The sequence below is a fragment of the Nonomuraea sp. SYSU D8015 genome, from assembly GCF_008065375.1.
Classification (GTDB): Bacteria; Actinomycetota; Actinomycetes; order Streptosporangiales; family Streptosporangiaceae; genus Nonomuraea.
On the sequence record NZ_MU084032.1, the window covers coordinates 106430 to 128836 of the forward strand.

Here is a 22407-nt window from a genome sequence, read left to right on the forward strand (position 1 = left end):
CTTCACTTCGTGCGGGTGGTGACGACGACGAGGGTGGACAGCAGGAGGAGGGCGGCGGCGAGCCAGAGCGCGGCGATCGTGGCGAGCCCGTCCACGACGAGGCCGCCGAGCAGCGCGCCGAGCGCGATGGACAGATTGAAGGCGGCGACGAAGAGTGCGGAGGCGGCCTCGGTGGCCTGGGGCGCGGCCTTGAGCATCCACGTTTGAAGGCTGACCGAGACGCCTCCGTAGGCCAGCCCCCACGCGATCAGGGCGGCGGCTCCGGTGGCGGCGCCCGCTCCGTACGCGGCCGGCAGGGCGGTGACGGCGGTGAGTGCCAGGGTGATGCCGAGCAGCGTGCCCCGCAGGTGGCGCGTGACCAGACCGCCGGCGACGAAATTGCCGGCGACGCCGGCCAGGCCGTAGGCGAGCAGCAGCAGGCTGATGAAGTCTGCTGGGATGCCCGAAACCTCCTGGAGGATCGGGCGGACGAAGGTGTACGCGGCGAAATGCCCGGTGATCAGCAGCAGCGTGAGCACGATGCCCGCCCGTACGGAGGACATCCGCCACAGGCCGGGCAGCTCGGGGAACGAGATCGTACGCGTGGCGGGCAGGGCGGGCACGAACACGAGCAGGCATGCCAGGGCCACCAGCCCCAGAAGCCCGACGAGAGCGAACCCGAGCCGCCAGCCGCCGAGCTGTCCGGCGAAGGTGCCGGCGGGCACGCCGATGACCGATGCGGTGGACACGCCGCCGAAGATCACGGCCGTGGCCCGGCCGACGTGCTGCTCGGGCACCAGGCGCAGGGCGAGCCCGCCGGCGATGGCCCAGAAGCCGCCGACGCTCGCGCCGACCGCCAGTCGGGCCGCGAGCACGACGGCGAAGACCGGGGCCACGGCGCTGATGAGATTGGCCAGCGCCATCAGGCCGATCAGCCCTGCCAGCATGACCCTGCGGTCCAGCCGCCCCGCTGCCACGGCCAGCGTGGGAGCGGCCAGGGCGGCCACCAAACCGGGCGCGGTCACCATCAGTCCGGCGTCTCCCTCGGAGACCTCCAGGTCGGTGCTGACGGGTGTCAGCAGGCCGACAGGGAGCAGTTCAGAGGTCATCAGCGCGAAGATGCCCAGCGTGACGGCGGAGACGGCGAGCCAGCCCCGGAGCGCGGGCCGACGTACCTCTAAATTCTGGATACTCAACGTCCAGGTTCTCCTTCGAAAACAGGCCCCCGAAGGGGCCTTCATCGGCAATCAGGTCTCAGCCGAACCAGCGGCGGGTGCGCTCGGGCTCCCCGGGGGCCCGCCTCTCCACGGAGGCGCAGACGTCGGCGACGGTCTGCCCCGCCAGCTCCTCGCGCCAGGCGAGCTCAGCCTTGCGCATGGCCGTGGAGATGACGCAGGTGGCCACGTAGTCGGTGCTCGTGTCGCCCCATGGGCTGTCGCCCAGGATCCCGGCGCAGCGGAAGGCGGGATCGGCGCCCTCGATCGCGGTGACCACCTCCAGCAGGGTGATCGAGGCCGGCTCGCGCGCCAGTGCGAACCCTCCCTTCGGGCCGGAGACGGAGGTCAGGATCCCGGCCCGGACGAGGGCCTGGAGCTGCTTGTTCAAGTAGGCGGGAGGCAGGTCGTAGAAGGCCGCCAGCCGGGCCGAGCGCACCGGCCGCCCGATCCAGGAGAGGTTCACGCACGTGTGCAGCACCCACTCGACGCCCTCGCTCATGCGCATAATCCTGGATATTAGGCATCCAGGAATGCGCCGAGCAAATCCACGCGATGCGGGCCGAGGTCAGATCCCGTCGGCCGGTCGCCCGATCAGAGCACCTCGCGCCCGCGCTGGGTGATGTCGCCGAGGTCTCGCACGGCCGGAGCGGGGTGGGGACGTCGCAGGAACTCGGCGATGAGCCGGCGGGTGACGGTGGGCGCGAGCAGTGCTTCGCCGGCGGCGACGACGCGGATGGCGGCCGGCCAGGCCGACCAGGCGGGCCACCACGAGGACGGCCCCGGCGGATCGACGATGGCGTATCTGATGATCAGCGCCACGATGACCGCCGTCGCCGCGTCGGCGACGCCCCGCCCATCGAGCCGCCGCCCAGCCCACTCCATGACGGGACGTTATCGCCCCACCAGATCGCCCGGCATCCGCCCACGGTCAGACATCCACGTCCTACCGGGGTCGTACCACCAAGCCCCGGCCTCGCCCGTACGCCCGGAACGCTTCGCGCCCCTGGTTGTGACTGGGTCGCTGACCATGAGCAAGCCCTGCCCGTACGAGTGACATGCCCTGAAGCGACACGAAAGATGTCTCTTGTGGTGGGAGCGCTCCCAAACAGCTCTTTGCGTCGTTTGTCCCTGTAAATGCGGTTCCACTCTTACAAAACGCACCATTGGTAACGGTTGCGTTTCGGCGCATTGACGTGCAGACCCCGTAAGTGCACCCTTTGTGGGAGCGCTCCCAAAGACTCCCACCGCGGCGGAGCGCGTGCCGCGGTGCACTCCCCCAACATTCACCCGAGAAGGGGTCCACCATGATGATCAGCAAGCGTCGCGGCGGTCTGGCCGCGGCCTCTGTGCTCGCCGCGGCGGCGCTGACCGTCGCGTCCTGCAGCTCCGGCAGCACGCCCCAGTCCAGCGGTGCTCCGGCCTCTTCCGCGGCGGCCCAGCCGGTCACGATCCGCGTGCAGACCTTCGGCGGCGGCTCCAACTTCGGCTACGAGAAGGCCGTCGCCAAGTGGAACGCCGAGCACAAGGACATCCAGATCAAGCACGAGAACCTCACCGACCAGTTCGAGCAGCAGTACTGGCCGCAGATGATCCAGTGGCTGCAGGCCGGCAACGGCGCGGGCGACGTGGTCGGCATCGATGAGGGAGGCATGGGCCTGGCCAAGGCCAACCCCAACTGGTGGGTCGACCTGAAGGAGCACGGCCTGGAGTCCCGCAAGGCCGACTTCCCCGCCTGGAAGTGGGAGAACGGCGTCGCCACCGACGGCAAGGTCTTCGGCCTGGGCACCGACATCGGCGGCATGAGCATCTGTTACCGCTCGGACCTGTTCAAGAAGGCCGGCCTGCCGACCGAGCGGGACAAGGTCAGCGCCCTGTGGCCGACGTGGGACGACTTCATGAAGGTCGGCCAGCAGTTCCAGTCGAAGGTCAAGGACACCAAGTGGGCTGACGGCACCAACACCCTCTACCAGGTGGTCCTGTACCAGGAGGCGGCCAAGAACGGCAACGTCTCCTACTTCGACCAGAGCAACAAGCTGATCGTCGACTCGAACCCGGCGGTGAAGACGGCCTTCGACTTCGCCCAGAAGATGACCCAGCAGGGCCTGACCGCCAAGCTGCGCAACTTCACCGACGAGTGGGCGGCGGGCACCCAGAAGGGCGCGTTCGCCACGCTCGGCTGCCCGTCCTGGATGCTCGGCGTGGTCAGCGGCAACGCCGGCGAGGGCGGCGCGGGCAAGTGGGACGTGGCCGCGGTGCCGGGCGGCGGCGGCAACTGGGGCGGCTCGTGGCTGGCCGTGCCCAAGCAGACGAAGCACCCGAAGGAAGCGGCCATGGTGGCCGACTACCTGACGCAGGCGACGACCCAGGCGAGCATCTTCACCGACTTCGGCAACATGCCGAGCAACACCAAGGCTCAGCAGGACCCGGCGGTGCAGGGCGCCAAGAACGAGTTCTTCAACGACGCCCCCATCGGTGAGATCTTCGCCAAGTCCGCCTCCAGCCTCCAGCCGGTCTTCCTCGGCGTGAAGCACGCCCAGGTGAAGAACGCCATCGAGTCGGTCATCCAGGGCATGGACGACGGCTCCGTTCCGCACGACAAGGCCTGGCAGCAGCTGGTCGACGACGCGGTCAAGGCCGCGGGCTGATCTCCCCGCCCGGCCCGCCAGAAGCGGGCCGGGCATGTTGCCGCCGAAAGGTCTGCTATGAGCCTCGACACCCTTCCGCGGGCGACGCGCAGCGCCCACCGCCGTGACCGCCCGCCCGGCCGCCGCTGGCGCTCCCGACTGGACGTCAAGGCGATGCCGTACGCCCTGGTGTCCCCGTACTTCATCCTGTTCGCCGCCTTCGGGCTCTTCCCGTTGGCCTTCACGCTGTACTACTCGCTCTACGACTACGACCTGGCCGGGACCATCGAGTGGGCCGGGCTGGACAACTACACCGCGCTGCTCGGCGACGAGGACTTCTGGCGGGCCGTGGTCAACACGATCGGCATGTTCGTCCTCGCCACCGTCCCGCAGATGATCCTGGCGCTGTTCCTGGCCAACGCGCTCAACAAACGCTTCAGGTTCCGCCTGGCGATCCGCATGAGCGTGCTGATGCCGCTGGTGACCTCGGTGGTCGCGGTCGCCGTGGTGTTCACGCAGCTGTTCGCCCGCGACTGGGGCCTGGTCAACTGGATCCTGAGCTGGTTCGGCGTGGACGCGCTGAACTGGCGGGCCGAGCGCATCCCGTCCTGGATCGCCATCGCCACCATGGTCGACTGGCGCTGGACGGGCTACAACGCGATCATCTTCCTGGCCGGCATGCAGACGATCCCACGCGACCTGTACGAGGCCGCCGCGATCGACGGAGCCTCGCGGCGCAGGCAGTTCTGGCAGATCACGCTGCCGATGCTGCGCCCCACCCTGATCTTCGTGGTGCTCAACTCCACGATCGGCGGGCTGACGCTGTTCTCAGAGCCGACCACGTTCTACAACGGCAACGTCGACGGCGGCTCGCAGGGCCAGTTCCAGACGGTCGCCATGTTCATCGTCAAGCAGGGCTTCCGCGAGTTCGACTACGGCTACGCCGCCGCGGCCGCCTGGCTGCTGTTCCTGCTCATCCTCATCGGTGCGGCCATCAACTTCCTGTTCGTGCGCAGGATCGGAGGCACGAAATGACCAACTGGTCTCCGACCATCCTCACCAGGGTCATGCTGGGCCTGGCCGTCTTCCTGTCGGCGTTCCCGCTGTACTGGATGCTGGTGATCGCCTCGCGCACCAACTCCGACGCCGTGGCGGTGCCGCCGCCGCTCCTGCCGGGCGGGAACCTGGGTCAGAACATCATGGCCGTGCTCACCCACGAGGACGCCAAGTTCCTGCTGGGCCTGACGAACTCGTTCATCGTGGCGGCCACGGTCACCGTCTCCGTCGTCATCATCTCGACGCTGGCCGGCTTCTCCTTCGCCAACCTGACCTTCAAGGGCAGGAACCTGCTGCTGGTGCTCGTGCTGCTGACCATGGCGGTGCCGCTGCAGCAGATGGGCGTGGTGCCGCTCTACCGGCTGATGGTGACCCTGGAGTGGACGGGCACGCTCAAGGCGGTCATCCTGCCGTACCTGCTCAACGGGTTCGGCGTGTTCCTCATGACGCAGTACACCCGGCAGGCCGTGCCGATGGAGCTGGTCGAGGCGGCCAGGGTGGACGGCGCCGCCACGCTGCGGATCTGGTGGAATGTCGTGCTCCCCGCCGTCCGCCCGGGCATGGCGGTGCTCGGCATCAACACGTTCATGCTCATGTGGAACGACTTCATGTGGCCGCTGATCGTGCTGACCCCGGACAACCCCACCGTGCAGATCGCGATCACCTCGCTCAATCAGCGGTACTCCACGGAGTACTCGTTGATCTTCGCGGGGACGGCGTTGTCCATCATCCCGCTCATCGCGGTATTCGTCGCATTCGGCCGCCAGATCGTCGGCGGACTCATGGAAGGTGCGGTCAAGGCGTGACGACACAAGAGGAACAGACGCGTGCCGGGCTGCGCTTCCCTGCGGGCTTCGCGTGGGGCGCGGCGACCTCGGCGTACCAGATCGAAGGCGCCGTCACCGAGGACGGGCGGGGCACCTCCATCTGGGACACGTTCGCCAAGACCCCGGGCCGGGTGCTCAACGGGCATCACGCGGACGTGGCCATCGACCACTACCATCGGTTCAGGGACGACGTCGCCATCATGGCGGAGCTGGGCCTGTCGGCCTACCGCTTCTCGGTCTCCTGGCCCCGCGTGCAGCCGGCCGGCTCCGGCCCGATCAACCAGAAGGGGCTGGACTTCTACCGGCGCCTCACCGACGAGCTGCGTGAGCGCGGCATCGATCCCTGGCTGACCCTCTACCACTGGGACCTCCCCCAGGCGCTGGAGGACCAGGGCGGCTGGCCCAACCGCGACACGGCCTACCGCTTCGCCGAGTACGCGGCCGCCGTGCACGAGGCCCTGAAGGACCACGTGCACACCTTCAGCACCGTCAACGAGCCATGGTGCGCAGCGTTCCTCGGCTACGCCTCGGGCGAGCACGCCCCGGGCCGGCGGGAGCCGGAGAACGCGATCAGGGGCGCGCACCACCTCAACCTGGCCCACGGGCTGGCCGTCCAGGCGATGAACGCCCGCCGGGTCGGCGGCTGCGTCAACCTGTACGCGATCACCCCCGCCACCGACAGCGTGGCCGACCTGGACGCGGCCCGGCGCATCGACGGCCTGCAGAACCGGTTCTTCCTGGACGCGCTGCTGCTCGGCCGCTACCCGGAGGACGTGCTGAACGACCTGCCCGGCGAGAAGGACTTCATCGAGCCGGGCGACCTGAAGATCATCAACGCGCCCATCGACGTGCTGCTCGTCAACTACTACAGCCGCTTCACGGTCTCGGGAGCACCAGGCGGCAGGCAGTCGGCGGCTGCGGCCCCCACGGAGACGGGTTCGCCGTGGGTCGGCAGTGAGCACGTGTCGTTCGTCAACGGCGGGCGTCCGGTGACGGCGATGGGCTGGGAGATCGACGAGGGCGGGCTGGTCGAGATCCTGACGAGGGTGGCGCGGGAGTACCCGCCGATCCCGATGGTGGTCTCCGAGAACGGCGCCGCCTTCGACGACGTGCTCGTGGACGGCCGGATCCACGACCGGGAGCGGCAGGCGTACGTGGAGGCGCACCTCGGCGCGTGCAAGGAGGCCATCGACCAAGGCGTGCCCCTCGAGGGCTATTTCGCCTGGTCGCTGATGGACAACTTCGAGTGGGCGTGGGGCTACGGCAAGCGGTTCGGACTGGTCCACGTGGACTTCGAGACCCAGGAGCGGAGGCTCAAGGACAGCGCGCTCTGGTACTCGGAGATCATCCGGCAGAATAGGCGTCATGAACCGACCGACTCTTGAGGCTGTCGCGGCCCGGGCAGGTGTGGGCCGGGGCACGGTGTCGAGAGTCATCAACGGCTCGCCGAACGTCAGCGCCAAGGCCCGCGAGGCCGTCGAGCTGGCCATCCGCGAGCTGGGCTACGTCCCCAACCGTGCGGCGCGCGCCCTGGTGACCCGCCGCACGGACACGGTGGCGCTGGTGGTGTCCGAGTCGCAGTTCCGGGTCTTCGACGAGCCCTACTTCGCCGGCACCATCCGGGGCATCGGCTCGGCGCTGGCCGAGACCGGGCTGCAGCTCATCCTGGCGATGGCGCGCACTCCGGAGGAGCATGCGCGGCTGGAGCACTATTTGACGGGGCAGCACGTCGACGGCGTGCTGCTGCTGTCGCTGCACGGCGCCGACCCGCTGCCGGGGCGGCTGGAGGCGATGGGCGTGCCGACCGTCCTGGGCGGCCTCCCCGTCGGCCTCAACCCCTACAGCTACGTCGACATGGACAACAGGGCAGGGGCCCGGCAGGCGGTCAAATACCTGCTGGGCCTCGGCCGCCGCAGGATCGCGGCGATCGCCGGCGCCCAGGACATGGGCGTGGGCGTCGACCGGCTCGCCGGCTACCGTGACGCGCTTCTGCCCTCGGGGCTGCCGGAGCTGGTGGCGTACGGCGACTTCTCCGAGCAGAGCGGCGCGACGGCGATGGCCGAGCTGCTGGAGCGGCATCCCGATCTCGACGCGGTGTTCGCCGCGTCCGACCCGATGGCGCTGGGCGCGATGCGCGTGCTCAAGGCCGCGGGCCGGGCGATCCCGGAGGACGTAGCCGTGATCGGGTTCGACGACTCCAAGGCCGCGCAGAGCGCCGACCCGCCGCTGACGACGGTCCACCAGCCGACCGAGGCGATGGGCCGGCAGATGGCGCAGCTGCTGGTGGCCCGCATCAACGGCGAGGAGCTGCGCCAGCCTGTCGTGATCCTCGACACCCATCTCGTACGCAGGCAGTCCGCCTGAGAGGAGCCCTGTGGACAGCAGGACCAAACGCCGCTTAGCCCCCGCCGAGCTCGACGCTCTGGCCCGGCGGGCGCTGGGCACGGGCGTGACGGCCTCGACCGAGCTGACCGACGGCTACGCCAACGCCGTCTGGCGGCTCGCGCTCGAGGACGGGCGCCAGGTGGTGCTGAAGCTGTCCCCGCCGCCCGAGCTCGACCAGCTCAGCTACGAGCGCAACCTGCTGCGCATGGAGGCGGCCGCCATCGAGCTGGCGGCCGGGGCGGGCGTCCCGGTGGCCCCGCTGGTGCACGCCTGCTTCGACGACCCGGTGCTGGGCGGCGACTTTCTCATGCTGGCCGCCCTGGACGGGGTGTCGTGGAACGACGTCAAGCCCGGCGGCCCCCATACGATCGACGGCGACGTGCTGCGCCGGGAGCTGGGCGGCCACCTGGCCAGGTTCAACACGGTGACCGGCGAGGTGTTCGGCTATCCCCACGCCGGGATCGTGGCCACGACCTGGCGGGAGGCGTTCCTGGCCATGGTGGGGGCGCTGCTCGGCGACACCGAGCGCTATCCGACGCCGCTGCCCCGGCCGGTCGAGGAGATCCTGGCCGTGTTCGAGGGCGCCGCGCCCGTGCTCGACGAGGTGACGACGCCGCACCTGGTGCACTTCGACGTGTGGGTCGGCAACGTCTTCTTGGACCTGCGCGGCACGCCGCGGATCCAGGCCATCATCGATCACGAGCGGGCGTTCTGGGGCGATCCGCTCGCCGAGTTCGTCACGCCGACGATCTTCGGGGAGCTGCGCGAGGACGATCCGCTGCTCGCGGGCTACCGCGCGGTGACGCCGCTGGAGCTCACCCCCGCGGCGCTCACGCGGCTCGACCTCTACCGGGCCTACCTCTCGCTGATCCTGCTGGTGGAGAACGGACCCCGGCAATACCCCGAGGAGGAGTACGCCGGGCTCCGCGATCGGGCGTGGAAGTCACTGACCGAGGTGCTGGACCGCCTCGTACGCGCCTCCCTCGGCGCCCTTGGCTAGCTTGGCGCACTGACCGGCGCCGGCCCCGGCCGTCGTGTTCGGCACGCCCAGGTCGGCCGGCTTGGGCGTGTTGCCCGTGCAGGCCAGGGCGCCCTTGACGGTGCTGCCGGACAGGATCGGCGCGGTGTTGCGGGTCAGCAGCGCGGCGCCCCGCAGGTCCGCGCCCACGATGATCAGTTCCGCGGCGCCGTCGACGGTCAGCACGCCCTGGACGCGGGCGCCGAGCAGGTGGACGGCGGCCGGCTTGGAGGCCGCCAGCGCGCCGGTGATCCGGCCGCCGGTGACCACCAGCGAGGCGCCGGGCCGCACCGTGACGGGGCCGGTCACCTGGGCGCGGTCGAGGCAGGTGACGCCGTCGGCGACGACGAGGGCGCCCCGGTGGTCGCGGGTGATCGTACGGGTGCAGGCGGGGGGCGGCGCGATCGTGGTGACGGTGAAGCTCCCCGGCTTGCCGTAGTTGCCGGCGGCGTCGATGGAGCGGTATTCGATCGTGTGGCGGCCGCGCGGCAGCTTGCCGTACACGAGCGAGTCGATCACCGTGCCCTGCTCCGAGAACGTCCACGGCAGCTCCGACGACGTGGGCCAGCCGAAGTAGTTGAACCAGCCGTCGCCGTCCATTCTGGACTCCGAGACCACGTGTCCGCCGCGGTCGTCGGCGCCGGTGAGCCGCATGGTGAACGGGCCGTTGTAGACGTAGGTGTGGCCGGACCCGGCCAGCGGCTCGGACAGCTCGTACGCGGTGGCGGGCGGCTCGGCGTCGATCGACCAGGTGACGGTCCGGCCGCCGAGCGCCGCGGTGAGCGTGTGCGCGCCCGGGCCGAGGTCGAGCCCGCCCAGATCGAGGTCGGCGGCGGCGCCCTTCACCCGCTCGCCGTCGAGCGTCCACGTGACCTCGGGGACGGCGGCGGCCGGGTGGTTGGTCTCGACATACACCACGTCGTCACGGCCGAGCGGCCGGTCGGCCGGGGTGGAGGAGACGATGGCGGGCTCGACGCCGTCCGGCGGGGTGGTCAGTGAGGTGTCCACCGTCCAGGTGCGGGACCCCGTCATGGCCTGCCTGATCGCCGGGTCCCTGACGAACCCGGTCGGGTCCGAGACGGTGGCCGTGACCGTGTGCGTGCCGGGCGAGAGGTCGAGCGTGCGCAGGTCGAGGGCGTCCCGGTCGCCGGGCAGTTCGCGGCCGTCCACGGTCCAGGTGGTCGTCAGCGAGTGGCTGACCGGGCGCATCGGCTCCACCCACAGGACGCGGTCGGCGCCGACCGGCGCGTCCGCCGGCGCCGCGTCCTGGATCACCATGGTCTTGGCGGTGATGCGCTGGGTCATCACCTCGCGGCCGACCTGATCGAAGTAGTAGCCGAGGGTCTTCATCATCGAGTGCGCGCTCGGCCGCCACACGCCGGTCGTGAAGTAGAGGCCGCCCTCGTAGCGGCCGATCGGCCCGCCGGACTCGCTCGGCTCGCCGAGCCAGCGCCACCACTTGCGCCGCTGGTCGCGCATCTGCTGCTCGGTCAGCAGCGTGTGGTGGGCGCTCGACGGCTCGGGCCCGGTGTAGGCGCCGCCGGGGACGCCGCGCTGGTAGTAGTCGTACTCGTCCTGCAGGCCGCCCAGCGAGTGGCCCAGCTCGTGCGGGCTGATCAGGGCGGACATGCTGTTGCTGCCGGAGGCGGTGGCGTACGTGCCGCCGGCGCCGCCGTACGTGCCGCTGTTGGCGAGCGCGAGGATCTGCCGGTTGCCCGGCGTGGTGCCGGCCACCAGGTTGGCGTAGCGGGTGGCGGCGGCGTTGTCCATGGTGATGAGGCGCTGCACGCTGGCGGGGTTGCAGCGGCCCCAGAAGCCCATGCCGAGCGGTGTCGTCCTCCTGGGCGAGTCCAGGCCCGGGTCGCAGCTGATGCCGGACTCCCCGGAGACGATGTCGACCCGGTAGACGTTGATGTAGTTCCGGTACGACTTGAACGGCTCGATCGACCACATGACGTTGAGGTGACGGTCGGCGTCGGCCCGGAATCTGGCCTGCTCGGCCCCGGTGTAGCCGTCGCCCATGAGGATCAGGTTGAACCGCTTGGCCGGGGCGCCGGTGACCTGCACGGGCACGACGGTGGCCGCCCCCGGCTCGGCGGCGGCGTGCGCCGGGGGCGTGGATAACGCGGAGGGCGCGAAGGACACGGTGGCGGCCAGCACCAGGACCGCGAGGGTACGCATGCCCGCACTATCTCGCAGGCCGCGATCATTGCCCGGGGTCGGCGATCGTCGCCTGGGGTGCGCGATCAGTGCCCAGGTCGGGCGATCAACGCCAGGGACCCGCGATCACCTCCTCCGGTCCGGCGATCAACGCCCGGGGTCCGCGATCAACACCCGGTGTTGCGGAGGGCGCCCGCGCAGCGGACGCGGCGGTGGCGGCCGCAGCTCCGCCCTCGTGCAGCGTGCCGGCCACGGCGGGCGCCCTCCCCCTCCCCCGCCCCGGTCAGGCGGCAGGGAGCTCGGCGAGCATGATCGGCTGGGTGGTGGGTTTCTCGGAGCCGCCGGCGGGCTCCACCGTGAGCGCCACCTTGCCGTCCTCCTTCAGAGGCGTGAGGACGACGGGGCTGGTGACGCCGTCCGCGGCGCGGCTCAGCAGCCCGGCCGGGCGCGGGCCGTCGGGGCCCATCAGCCACAGCTCGTACCCCTTGGTTTCCGGCAGTTCGGGCAGGTCTGATGAGGTGAACACCATGCGGCCCTTGGACCGGGAGATCACCACCGTGCCGGTGCCGCCCGACGTGACCTTACGGCGCACCGTCCGGGCGTCGGCCGCGGCCAGCACGGCGGTCATCTCCTCGTTCCTGGCGGTCAGCTCGCCCAGGTCGCGGCGGGCGTCCACGGCCACCGCGCCGAGCGCGACCGCGGCGGCCGCGGACACCGCCGCCAACCCCGCCAGGGCTTTCGACCGTCCACGCCGGAGCGGCACGACCTCGCCCCCGCCCTCCGGCCGCCCCGGGATCCCGGGCGCCACCCGGAACCCCGGCGCCTCCCCCGGCCCGGCACCCGGCGACGCCCCCTGCCCGGACCCGACACCCGGCCGCGACCCCCGCCCCGGCTCCTCGCCCGGCCGCGACACCTGCCCGGGCTCCGCACGCGAACCCGGCACCTGTGCGGACCTGGCCGGCGAACCCGGCACCTGTGCAGCTCCGGCCGGCGAATCCGGCGCCTGCACCGACTCCGACCATGGACCCCGCTCATGCCCGCCTGCCGCGCGCGAACCCGGCACCTGCCCAGGGTGCGGATGGGCACCCGGCGCCTCAGGGCGGGAACCTGAAGCTTGCCCGGGCTCACGGCGCGAACCTGGAACCTGCCCGGGCTCGGGGCGCGAACCCTGAACCTGCCCGGCCCCAGGGCGCGAACCCGGCGTTTGCCGGGGGTCGGGCGTTTGGCCTCGGGTGGGCGTTCGGCCAGGATCGGGCGTGATCCTGAGGGTCGGAGGGTTCACCGACGGATCCCCCTGGTGGGGCGGCGGGGCGGGTCTCGCGGAAGCGCCGGAGGCGCGGGGCTCCGGAGGGCGCCAGATGGTCGGGCCGTCGTCGGGCACCGGCTCCGGCCGGTCGGCCACGGGCCGGGACTCCCGCGCGGCGGCGAGCAGGCGGTCGCGGAGCGAGGCGGGCGGCGGCTCGGCCACCGTTTCGGCCAGCCTGGCGGCCGTCTCGCGCAGACGCCATACTTCGGCTCCGCATATTCGACACGCGCGCAGGTGCTCCTCGAACAGCACCCACTCGGCGTACGGCAGTGCGTGCACGGCGTAGGCACCAGAGAGGGTGTGGAGGTCGTCGTTCATCATCCACTCCACGGTGAGAGGCGGCTCACGCATGTACTTCGGTCACTCGGGCATGTCGGATGGCCCAGGGGCTTGCTCATTTCCGCTGACATGAGACAATTTCAGTGGGTGATGAATTATGGCATGTGTGATAGCGGGCGGCGGCCCCGCGGGCGCGATGCTCGCCCTCCAGCTGGCCAGAGCGGGGGTCGAGGTCACACTCCTGGAGAAGCACGCCGACTTCCTGCGCGACTTCAGAGGCGACACGATCCACCCGTCCACGCTCCAGGTGCTCGCCGAGCTCGGCCTGGCTGACGAACTGCTGAAACTCCCCCACAGGAAGCTGTACGAGCCGCGCATGGTGACCGACGCCGGCGAGATCCGGCTGGCGAGCCTGCGCGGGCTCCCCGGCCCGTACAACTACGTCGCGTTCCTGCCGCAGTGGGACTTCCTGAACACGATCACCACGGCCGCGGAGCGGTACCCGGGGTTCCGGCTCTTGATGCGGGCGGAGGCGTACGACCTGATCCGCGAGGGCGGGGCCGTGCGCGGGCTGCGTTACCGCGACGAGTCCGGTGAGCACGAGATCCGGGCCGACCTGACGGTCGCCGCCGACGGGCGGCACTCGGTGCTGCGGGAGCGGGCGGGACTGGTCCCCGAGGAGCTGGGCGCGCCGATGGACGTCGTGTGGTTCCGGCTGCCCTGGCAGGACGGGGATCCGGAGGACACGTTCCTGCGGGTCTCGCGCGGCCACATGATGGTCGCGATCAACCGCGTGACCTACTGGCAGCTGGCGTACCTCATCCCCAAGGGCGGCCACGACCGGCTCGTCGCGGCGGGCATCGGGGCGCTCCGCGAGCCCGTGGCGTCGCTGCTGCCGTTCCTGGCCGACCGGGTCGGGCAGATCACCGGCTACGACGACGTGAGCGTGCTCACGGTCGCGCTCAACCGGCTGCGCCGGTGGCACCGGCCCGGGTTCCTGTGCATCGGGGACGCGGCGCACGCCATGTCGCCGGTCTTCGGGGTGGGGATCAACCTGGCCGTGCAGGACGCGGTGGCCGCCGCCAACCTCCTGGCGGGGTCGCTCAGGTCCGGCGCGCCGATCCCGGAGTCCGCCCTGCACCTGCTGCAGAAACGGCGGATGCCGCCGACCCGGGTCACCCAGGCCGCCCAGCGCGTGGCCCAGAACCTGCTGATCAGCCGGGCGCTGCGGGGCCGTTTCGATCCCACCTGGCTGCCGCGGAACCTGACGCGGCTCCCGCTGCTCAACCAGATAGGCCCGCGCTTCCTGGGTCTCGGGATCCGTCCCGAGCACGTGGCCACGAGGGAGGTGCGGCCGGCGGGTAAATAACCGGTTCGGTACCGGGGCGGATGCCAAATGGTGGACAAGGGGGTCGGTAGCGGCGCGCTCAGTGGAATACCCTCGTATCTCGTGAGCAGCAATCTTCTGGATCTCGATTCCTGGCGAGCCCTCCCGGCGGCGCAGCAGCCCGACTGGCCCGACCGCGGCGAGCTCGACAAGGTCGTCGCGGAGCTCGGCGGCCTGCCCCCCTTGGTCTTCGCCGGCGAGTGCGACCAGCTCAAGGACCAGCTGGCCGCCGTCGTCCGCGGCGAGGCGTTCGTCCTGCAGGGCGGCGACTGCGCCGAGACCTTTTCCGGCGCCACCGCCGACAACGTCCGCAACAAGCTCAAGACGTTGCTGCAGATGGCGATCGTGCTGACGTACGCGGGCAAGGTGCCGGTCGTGAAGATCGGCCGGGTCGCCGGCCAGTTCGCCAAGCCGCGTTCCAAGCCGACCGAGACCCGCGACGGCATCGAGCTGCCCGCCTACCGCGGTGACATGGTCAACGGTTTCGAGTTCACCGCCGAGGCGCGCAAGCCGGATCCTTGGCGGCTGCTCAAGGCGTACCACTCCTCGGCCGTGACGCTCAACCTCGCCCGGGCGTTCACCAAGGGCGGCTACGCCGACCTGCGCCAGGTGCACGCCTGGAACCAGGACTTCGTGGCCGAGTCGCCGGCCGGGCGCCGCTACGAGCAGCTGGCCAGGGAGATCGACCAGGCTCTCGCGTTCATGCACGCCTGCGGGGCCGATCCGGAGGAGTTCCACACGGTCGAGTTCTACTCCTCGCACGAGGCGCTGATCCTCGACTACGACCGGGCGCTCACGCGCATCGACTCACGTACGGGGCTGCCGTACGACGTGTCGGCTCACATGGTCTGGATCGGCGAGCGCACCCGCCAGCTCGACGGCGCGCACGTCGACTTCTTCGCCCGCATCCGCAACCCGATCGGCGTCAAGCTCGGCCCGACGACCACGCCCGAGGAGGCGCTGGCGCTGGTGGAGCGGCTCAACCCGGGCAACGAGGCGGGGCGGCTCACGTTCATCACCCGGATGGGCGCCTCCAAGATCCGGGAAAACCTGCCAGCACTGGTCAAGGAGGTCACCGCCTCCGGGGCGCAGGTGGCCTGGATCTGCGACCCGATGCACGGCAACACGTTCGAGGCGCCCAGCGGGCACAAGACGCGGCGGCTGGACGACGTGCTGGACGAGGTTGCCGGGTTCTTCGAGGTGCACCGGGCGCTCGGCACGCATCCTGGCGGCATCCACATCGAGTTCACCGGCGACGACGTGACCGAGTGCGTGGGCGGCGGGCACGGGATCGTCGAGGACGACCTCGCGACCCGTTACGAGACGGCCTGCGACCCCCGCCTCAACCGCAGCCAGTCCCTCGACCTGGCCTTCCGCGTCGCAGAGCTCTACCGCGGCTGACCGCCCGGCCTGCGGAGCCCCGCACCGGCACACGCCCACCGGGGCTCCCCGCCCGCTGCGGCCCTTACCACCGCAGCGGGCTCCCGCAACCCAGCGCACGCAACGACCGGCGCTCTGCAACCACGGCGGATCCCGTCACCGCAGCGGGGCCGGATCGCACTCACAGCCGACGCACTGCCACGATCCCGCACCGCCCCAGTGGCGCCTACTCATAGGCAGCGGCAGGCACGGACAGCGCCGACGAGCCCCCTGCAACGAACGAGACGGCCGCAGCGGGCTGATAACGGGGTGACGGATGGGCGGGCGGGGCGGTGCGACAGCACGACGGACGACAGCGCGACGGCCAGCGGCACGACGAACGGCAGCGCGACAACGACGGCGCGACCGGCGCGCCGAAACAGCGCAGCGGACAGCCTCGGGCGGTGGGTGGCCGCTGTCGGCGGGGCACCGGGGTGTGAGCGGTGGGCGGCGGGCTGTGACGGGGGCGGCGGTTTCCGGGAAAAAGGAGTGATCTGCGTCTCATCGGGCCGGAGGGCCGAATGGAAGTCCGGTGCATTGTTGGGGCGCGGGACTATGATCGCCCCAAAAATGGCGAAATTTGGGAGAAAACGTGGATAGTGCCCCGGAGGGGGTGGACCCCAACGTCCCCAACGTCGCGCGCATGTACGACTACTTCCTCGACGGCAAGGACAACTTCGCAGCCGACCGGGCAGCGGCGGAGCAGATACTCAAGACGTTCCCCAACACCAAGCCCGCAGCCCGGGCGAACCGCGCGTTCCTGCGCCGGGCGGTGCGGCACGTGGTGGACGAGGGCGTCGGGCAGATCGTGGACCTGGGCGCGGGCCTCCCGACCCGGGGCAACACCCACGAGATCGCCCCGGAGGCACGCGTCGTCTACGTGGACTACGACCCCGTGGTCTGCGTGCACGGCAGGGCGCTGCTGGCCAGGAGGGAGAACGTCGACTTCGTGCAGGCGGACGTACGCGAGCCGGACGCCCTGCTGGAGAATCTGGACGGCCTGATCGACTTCGACGAGCCGGTGGCGTTCCTGATGCTGGCGATCCTGCACTTCATCCCCGACGCCGCCGCCTACGACGTCGTGAAGCGGCTGCGGGAGGTGAGCGCGCCGGGAAGCCATCTGGTGATCAGCCACGCCGTGGATTCCACGCCGGACACCACCCCGCAGGCCCTGGAGATCTACAAGAAGGCCACGGCCTCGCTCAATCTCCGGACCCGCGAGGAGATCCTGCGCTTCTTCGAAGGCTACGAGCTGGCCGAGCCCGGCCTGACGTTCCCGAACGGGTGGCGCCCCGACGACCCGGATGCCCCAGGGAACGGCATCGATTTCGGATATGTCGGAGTCGGCCGCAAGCCCTAGCAAAAAGGAAATCCCTGGCAAAAAAAGGAGAGCCCTGCCGGAAAAAGGCGGGGCTCTTCGTCTGCCGGGCGACGGCCGATGCCGTGCGACGGCCGGTCAGTTCTGCTCGGCGCTCTTCAGCTCCTCGCTGAGCTCGGCCCTGATGGCGTCCATGTCGAGCGCCCGCACCTGCCGGATCAGGTCCTCAAGAGCCGGGGCCGGGATGGCGCCGGCCTGCGCGAAGACCACGATGCCGTCGCGGATGGCCATGAGCGTCGGGATCGAGGTGATGTCGAACCCCTGCGCAAGCCCCTGCTCGGCATCAGTGTCGATCTTGCCGAAGGTGATGTCGCCGTGCTTCTCCGACGCCTGCTCGAAGATCGGCCCGAACTTCTTGCACGGCGGGCACCAGTCCGCCCAGAAGTCGAGCAGGACAATCCCCTTGTCGGCGATGTCGTTGAAGTTCTTCTCCGTTACTTCGATGGTCGCCACAAGTGGCTCCTCGCTCGTCGTCGCTTCAATGCTTCCGTTGTCAACCACGTACCCGCTCCCAGCATTCCATGCGCGGCCCTGTACGGGGCACAAATGCATCAGTGGTGCGGGCTCGCGGAAGGAGCGGAGTGGTGGGGGCTTGAGGAGGGAGCGGAGTGGTGGGGGCTTGAGGACGGAGCGGAGTGGTGAGGGCTCGAGGACGGAGCGGGGCCGCCGGAGCCGGATTCTTCGACCGTGCCACCGAATTTCTTGCTCAGTTCCTGCATGAACTCCTTGGACTTGGCCGACAGCACCCATCGATCGCCCACGAGGTAGAGGCCACCGTACATCTGGGCGTAGTCGAGCCACTCGCGCTGGCCTTTGGCCGTTTGGAAGTCGAGGAACACATAGGGGATCCCGTCGCTGGTGCACTCCCCCTGCCGGTAGTCCAGCGCCTTGAGGGTGATCTTGGCGGTGCAGCCGACGGCGGCCGCCAACTGCTCGACGGTGTAGGTCTTGGGGGCCGTCCCGCCGGCGCCGGCGGCGCTCCCCGCCCGCTCCGGCCCGCTGTGCGCCTCGGCGTGCACACCGCATCCGGTGAGCGCGAGCGCCGCGGCGATGGCCGGCAGTGACAGGAGGATGCCTCCGTACCCTCGCCTCTTGACGACGCCGGTCGTACGCGCCGCAGCCTCTGGAGCGGCGCTGGAGAAGCCTGCCACGATCCTGTCCCTTCCCACAGCTGACATGGACGTCCTCCTAGCGATACGCAGCGGCGGTAGTTCCCGTTCACCCCGGATGCGGACACCGGGGGGACTGTGCGGTCCGGTCGACGCGGTGGGCGAGGTGAGGGCCCCACCGGCACGCGGCGTGCATCGACCCGGACGCCGGCCATGCCGCGTACGTCATGGCCGGGTACGAGGACGGCGCGGCCGGTCGCCCGGCCGCGCCTTGCTCCTCTGCTGTCAGAACCCTGCTCGATTCAGGGTCAGCGGCAGCGCCTGCCGCTGTTGATGCAGTTGACGACCTGCTGCATCTGCTGTTCGTTCATCAGGTTGATGAAGTCGCTGTGGTCGGTGATCGGCTTGTGCAGTTCCTCGGGGAAGCCGTCGACAGCGAAGTTGGGGCCCTGCGGCACGTTGTAGACGAGCCGGTGCTCCAGCGCCGGGATGGGCTGGAAGCCCTGCGGGCAGCTGCCGTCGGCCTGCGGGAAGGTGACGTGGGTCCGGTGGTTGGCGCTGTCGATGTTCTGGCCGTCCCAGCAGCTCTGGAAGTCGAAGACCCGTACGAGCCTGCTGCCTCGCGGGCAGAGCGGGTACTTGTCCGTCAACTGGCGATTCTCGAACCCGGTGCAGGTCCACCCGGCGTTGGGGTCGGCCCCGCCGACCCGGGCGTTACCGGTGATGATGCGCAGGAACTGCGGAGCCGGCACCACCTTGGCGGTCGGGTTGCCCTTGAAGGTGATCTGCACCTGAACCGGGGTGAGGATCTTGCCGACGTTCAGGTCGAGCCCGCCGCCTCGCTGGTTGGCGTCGAACTCCTCCTGGCCCAGCGCCCTCAGCACGGGCCAGTAGTGCGTGGACTTGTCACCGTTGCGGCAGGTGGTACCGGCCGCCAGCAGGCTCTCGTTGGTGGACTGGTTGTTGGTGGACACGTTGCCCACGTAGTCGTGCGTGTGCTGCGCGCCGTTGGACACGCCGGGCGCCACGATGACGTTGTCGGAGTTGAAGATCCGCCGCTCGTTGCGGCCACAGTCCACGCTGAAGGTTCCCCTGGAGCCGTTCCCCTGCGCGCGGGGCGTCCTCACGTTCGGCCGGACCGAACGGATGTCGACGAAGTCCTCGGGAACGGGCCCTCTGGCCTGGTTCCCTCCGTCACCGTTGTTGCCGTCGCCGCCGTTGTTGTTCCCGTCGCCGCCGTTGTTGTTGCCGTCACCGCCGTTGTTCCCGTTGTTGCCTCCGTTCCCTGCGCCGCCGTCCGTGAGCTCGCAGGTCGCCAGGGTCTGCAGGCCGGCCGGCGGCTGGGCGCCGGCACGCTGGAAGGCGATCGCGATCCGCTGAAGGGTGGCCGTCCGCTTGTCGCGCAGCGGGCCGAGGATGGCGTTCTGCACGAAGTTCGGGCCACCCTGCCCTGCCGAGGTCTCCAGCCGCCGATTCGCCTCAGCGATCTGGTTCTCCAGCTGCTGCAGGTTCCGCTGGACCTCCGCCTGAGCACGAGCAGGGATTCGCCCCAGCCGGTCCGCCACAGCTGGGCAGGAGATCTGGCCAGGAGTACCGAACTGGCCGCCGTTGCCCTGACCGCCGTTGCCTTGGCCGCCGTTCTGACCGCCATTGTCCTGGCCGCCGTTCTGACCGCCATTGTCCTGGCCGCCGTTCTGACCGCCATTGTCCTGGCCGTTGTCCTGGCCGCCGTTGTCCTGGCCGTTGTCCTGGCCACCGTTGTCGTTTCCGGTGCCGTCGTCCTGCACGGTGCAGGTGGCGAGGTTTTGCAGGCCGGCCGGCGGCTGGACGCCGACCCGCTGGAAGGCGATCTGGATCCGCTGAAGGGCGGCCGTCCGCTTGTCGCGCAGCGGGCCGAGGATGGCGTTCTGCACGAAGTTCGGGCCGCCCTGCCCTGCCGAGGTCTCCAGCCGCCGATTCGCCTCAGCGATCTGGTTCTCCAGCTGCTGGAGATTCCGCTGGACCTCCGCCTGAGCACGAGCGGGCACGTCGCCCACTCTGTCAGCCACAGAGGGGCACGAGATGGTCGGCGCGAAGGCCGCGCCGGATGCCCCGCTCGACGCCGCCTCCGCGGCACCGACTGTGAGCCCGCCGCTCATAACGGCCAGGGCCGCGAGTATGGCCGCCGTCCTTCCACGGAAGCGTGAGCCATTTTGATGTCTCATCACAATCCCTCTCTTCGTCTGAGATGCGACCCGCCCCCAGACGCTGTCCCATAGCGGCCGCCTGACCTTGCGAGTCGACGGGACCGTCCGCTTTCGAGATCAGATACGCACGCGACCGCCCAGAAGGGTCAGATGAATCGCTCAGTCGCATATTTCGTAAGAATTGGCGACAGTCTGTGTCTGTCTGAGCACATGGTGTGATGAGTCCGCAAGCGGAAAGAGCCCCGGACTTCGCCGGGGCTCTCTCTTGTCCGCGCGGTTAGGACTTTCCTCCTGGAAGAGTCAGACCGACGATCACCGGATCATGGTCCGAGGAGCGGTACGCGTCCGGCTTGTAGAGGCCGGGCGGGTTGTACTCGGTGTTGTAGTCGAGGATGCGCGGCTCGTCGGAGTTGATGTGCCAGATGGTCGCGCCGGTCACCCGCTTGAGCAGCTGCCTGCCGACCATGGCGTGGTCCAGCTCGCCGGCGAGCCCGTCGAACAGGTAGCTGTAGCGCTGCGGCGCGGGCACGAACCGCTTCGTCACGCTGGTCAGGCCGCCGGCCTCGAGGGTGTCGATCGGGTCCTCCTCGCCGTAGGCGTTGAGGTCGCCGAGCACGAGCGGGTTCGGCAGGTCCTGCTCCTCGATGAGGCCGAGCAGCGCCTTGGCCTGCGCGACGCGGGTGGCGTTCCAGCAGCCCTGGCCGTCGCCCTGGTCGGCGTCGGGGCCGCTGGAGGGGCAGGTGCCCTTGGACTTGAGGTGGTTGACGATCATCGTGAACGGCTGGCCGCCGCTCTTCCTGCGGAAGGTCTGGATCAGCGGCGGACGGCTGAACACCGGGTCCTGCGACGCCTTGGTCTCGCCCACGGGGGTGAGCTTGGCGGGCTTGTAGATCAGGCCGACCTGGATGAGGTCTGTGCCGGGGTATGGGTGCGCGAGCGCCGCGTACGTGCCCGCTCCCACCTCGGCGTTGACCGCGTCCACCAGCGCCTGCAGCGCGGTCTGGCCGTTGTTCTGGATCTCCATGAGCCCGACCGCGTCCGCGTCGAGGCCCCTGAGCGCGGCGACCAGCTTGGCGAGCTGGCGCTGCTGCTCCTCGGCGGTGGTGGCGCCGCGCGAGCCGAGGGTGGTGAACCAGTTGAGGGTGTTGAACGAGGCCACCTTGACGTTGCCGATCACCGGGAACGGCTTGGGCAGGCGCGGGTTGAGGTTCTTGTAGGAGATCTGCTTGGTGGGCTGCAGCCGGTACTTGCCGAAGCCGTACCCGAGCACGCCGGTGATCCCGGCGGCCACGTCGCCGGTCCGCACGATGGGCGGCAGGGTGGCGGGGTTCTCCCGGTTGGAGCCGTCGTCGACGAGGAGCGAGCGGCGCGCGTTCAGCGCGGGGTCCACGCCGGGCCGGTCCGTCGGCTGGAACAGCCGCCCCTGCGAGGACAGCGTGACCTCGCCGTAGCGGCCCAGGTTGTAGTGGTCGCTGACGGTCAGCGGCTGCGGGAACGTCAGGAGCATGTTCTCGACCGGCTCCAGCCCGCCCGAGCTCTCAGCCGTCGGCAACGTGTACGGCTGCGCCGCCACGCTCCCCGTGCCGCACACGTCCACGGCGGTGACCGGCGACAGCTCGGTCCACCCGTTGAACTCGACGGCCCGGCCGGTGACCAGCACCCGATCGCCGACCTTGACGTCCTTGAAGGACTCGCGGGCGAACGCGAACAGCCCCTCGGAGGTCTTCGGGTCGCCGTCGGGCTTGGTGTCCTGCAGGAAGAAGCCGCTGAGCTGGTCGGTCCGCTGGAAGTCGCCGGTCACGACGCCCTCGACGCGCACGGTCTGACCGGCCAGCGGGGTCGCCTCGCCGTTGCCCTGCACCTGCGCGACGCGGTGGGTGGCGGGGGTGTCGCAGGGAGCGGCGGGCTGGACGGCGGACTGGGCGGCGGCCGGGGTGGCGATGAGGGCCACCGCGACCGCGGCAGCCAGGGATGCTCGGGATAAAACGCGCATGACCGGCACTTTAGAGCTATTTTGCCTGCATATTTCCACGTAAATGTGGATAGAAGATGAAAACATCGAACCTTGACACGGGGC

At 70.1% G+C, this 22407-nt stretch carries 17 protein-coding genes and 1 pseudogene; 9 read left to right on the forward strand and 9 right to left on the reverse strand.

Annotated features, from left to right (window positions below; all coding sequences use genetic code 11):
* Positions 1–2: 2 nt before the first annotated feature.
* The 3 genes and pseudogenes from ID574_RS00430 to ID574_RS00440 form a co-directional block, all read right to left on the reverse strand.
* Positions 3–1175 (reverse strand): MFS transporter, encoded by a 1173-nt coding sequence (locus tag ID574_RS00430; RefSeq protein WP_223166238.1) that lies wholly within the window; start codon positions 1173–1175, stop codon positions 3–5.
* Positions 1176–1233: 58 nt separating this feature from the next.
* Positions 1234–1695, reverse strand: coding sequence for an RrF2 family transcriptional regulator (locus ID574_RS00435; RefSeq protein WP_223166239.1), 462 nt, complete (start codon positions 1693–1695; stop codon positions 1234–1236).
* A gap of 95 nt (positions 1696–1790) precedes the next feature.
* Positions 1791–1934: pseudogene (locus tag ID574_RS00440) on the reverse strand (DNA-binding response regulator); the annotation flags it as partial.
* Positions 1935–2500: 566 nt separating this feature from the next.
* On the opposite strand from ID574_RS00440, the gene ID574_RS00445 reads away from it, so the two are divergent.
* Genes ID574_RS00445 through ID574_RS00470 form a run of 6 tightly spaced genes read left to right on the forward strand, consistent with a single transcriptional unit; the run spans position 2501 to position 9088 of the window.
* Positions 2501–3841, forward strand: a complete 1341-nt coding sequence (locus ID574_RS00445) for an ABC transporter substrate-binding protein (RefSeq protein WP_188186731.1) — start codon at positions 2501–2503, stop codon at positions 3839–3841.
* Positions 3842–3898: 57 nt separating this feature from the next.
* Entirely contained in the window at positions 3899–4855 is a 957-nt protein-coding gene (locus tag ID574_RS00450; RefSeq protein WP_188186732.1) for a carbohydrate ABC transporter permease, read from the forward strand.
* Positions 4852–5682, forward strand: coding sequence for a carbohydrate ABC transporter permease (locus ID574_RS00455; RefSeq protein WP_188186733.1), 831 nt, complete (start codon positions 4852–4854; stop codon positions 5680–5682). The genes ID574_RS00450 and ID574_RS00455 overlap by 4 nt, the downstream gene beginning before the upstream one ends.
* Complete coding sequence (locus ID574_RS00460; protein ID WP_188186734.1) at positions 5679–7088, forward strand: GH1 family beta-glucosidase; 1410 nt, start codon at positions 5679–5681, stop codon at positions 7086–7088. The genes ID574_RS00455 and ID574_RS00460 overlap by 4 nt, the downstream gene beginning before the upstream one ends.
* Positions 7069–8067 carry a LacI family DNA-binding transcriptional regulator gene (locus ID574_RS00465; protein ID WP_188186735.1) on the forward strand — a complete coding sequence of 333 codons (999 nt, stop codon included), beginning with the start codon at positions 7069–7071 and terminating at the stop codon, positions 8065–8067. Before ID574_RS00460 ends, ID574_RS00465 begins: the two co-directional genes overlap by 20 nt.
* Before the next feature lie 10 nt (positions 8068–8077).
* A complete protein-coding gene (locus tag ID574_RS00470) occupies positions 8078–9088 on the forward strand; it encodes a phosphotransferase family protein (RefSeq protein WP_188186736.1) in 1011 nt (336 codons plus the stop codon).
* Here ID574_RS00470 and ID574_RS00475 read toward each other — a convergent pair.
* Both ID574_RS00475 and ID574_RS62335 read right to left on the reverse strand, forming a co-directional pair.
* A complete protein-coding gene (locus ID574_RS00475; RefSeq protein WP_188186737.1) occupies positions 9032–11287 on the reverse strand; it encodes a M64 family metallopeptidase in 2256 nt (751 codons plus the stop codon). The genes ID574_RS00470 and ID574_RS00475 overlap by 57 nt on opposite strands.
* Before the next feature lie 262 nt (positions 11288–11549).
* Positions 11550–12209 (reverse strand): anti-sigma factor, encoded by a 660-nt coding sequence (locus ID574_RS62335; protein ID WP_336245480.1) that lies wholly within the window; start codon positions 12207–12209, stop codon positions 11550–11552.
* Between the two features lie 799 nt (positions 12210–13008).
* Here ID574_RS62335 and ID574_RS00485 point away from each other — a divergent pair.
* The 3 genes from ID574_RS00485 to ID574_RS00495 all read left to right on the forward strand — a co-directional run bounded on the left by ID574_RS00485 (position 13009) and on the right by ID574_RS00495 (position 17017).
* The gene (locus ID574_RS00485) at positions 13009–14220 is read left to right on the forward strand and encodes an FAD-dependent oxidoreductase (protein ID WP_188186739.1); all 1212 of its coding nucleotides are present in this window, start codon (positions 13009–13011) and stop codon (positions 14218–14220) included.
* Positions 14221–14301: 81 nt separating this feature from the next.
* Complete coding sequence (locus tag ID574_RS00490) at positions 14302–15639, forward strand: class II 3-deoxy-7-phosphoheptulonate synthase (protein ID WP_188186740.1); 1338 nt, start codon at positions 14302–14304, stop codon at positions 15637–15639.
* 610 nt (positions 15640–16249) lie between these two features.
* Positions 16250–17017 (forward strand): SAM-dependent methyltransferase, encoded by a 768-nt coding sequence (locus tag ID574_RS00495; RefSeq protein WP_188186741.1) that lies wholly within the window; start codon positions 16250–16252, stop codon positions 17015–17017.
* Between the two features lie 96 nt (positions 17018–17113).
* Here the strand turns inward: ID574_RS00495 and ID574_RS00500 are convergent, their stop codons facing one another.
* From ID574_RS00500 to ID574_RS00515, 4 genes are all read right to left on the reverse strand, one after another.
* Entirely contained in the window at positions 17114–17488 is a 375-nt protein-coding gene (locus tag ID574_RS00500; protein WP_188186742.1) for a thioredoxin family protein, read from the reverse strand.
* A gap of 98 nt (positions 17489–17586) precedes the next feature.
* Entirely contained in the window at positions 17587–18213 is a 627-nt protein-coding gene (locus ID574_RS00505) for a hypothetical protein (protein ID WP_188186743.1), read from the reverse strand.
* Between the two features lie 239 nt (positions 18214–18452).
* On the reverse strand, positions 18453–20171 hold the full coding sequence (locus tag ID574_RS00510; protein ID WP_223166240.1) for a DUF1996 domain-containing protein: 1719 nt from the start codon (positions 20169–20171) through the stop codon (positions 18453–18455).
* A gap of 436 nt (positions 20172–20607) precedes the next feature.
* Positions 20608–22323 carry an ExeM/NucH family extracellular endonuclease gene (locus ID574_RS00515; protein WP_188186744.1) on the reverse strand — a complete coding sequence of 572 codons (1716 nt, stop codon included), beginning with the start codon at positions 22321–22323 and terminating at the stop codon, positions 20608–20610.
* Positions 22324–22407: the final 84 nt, after the last annotated feature.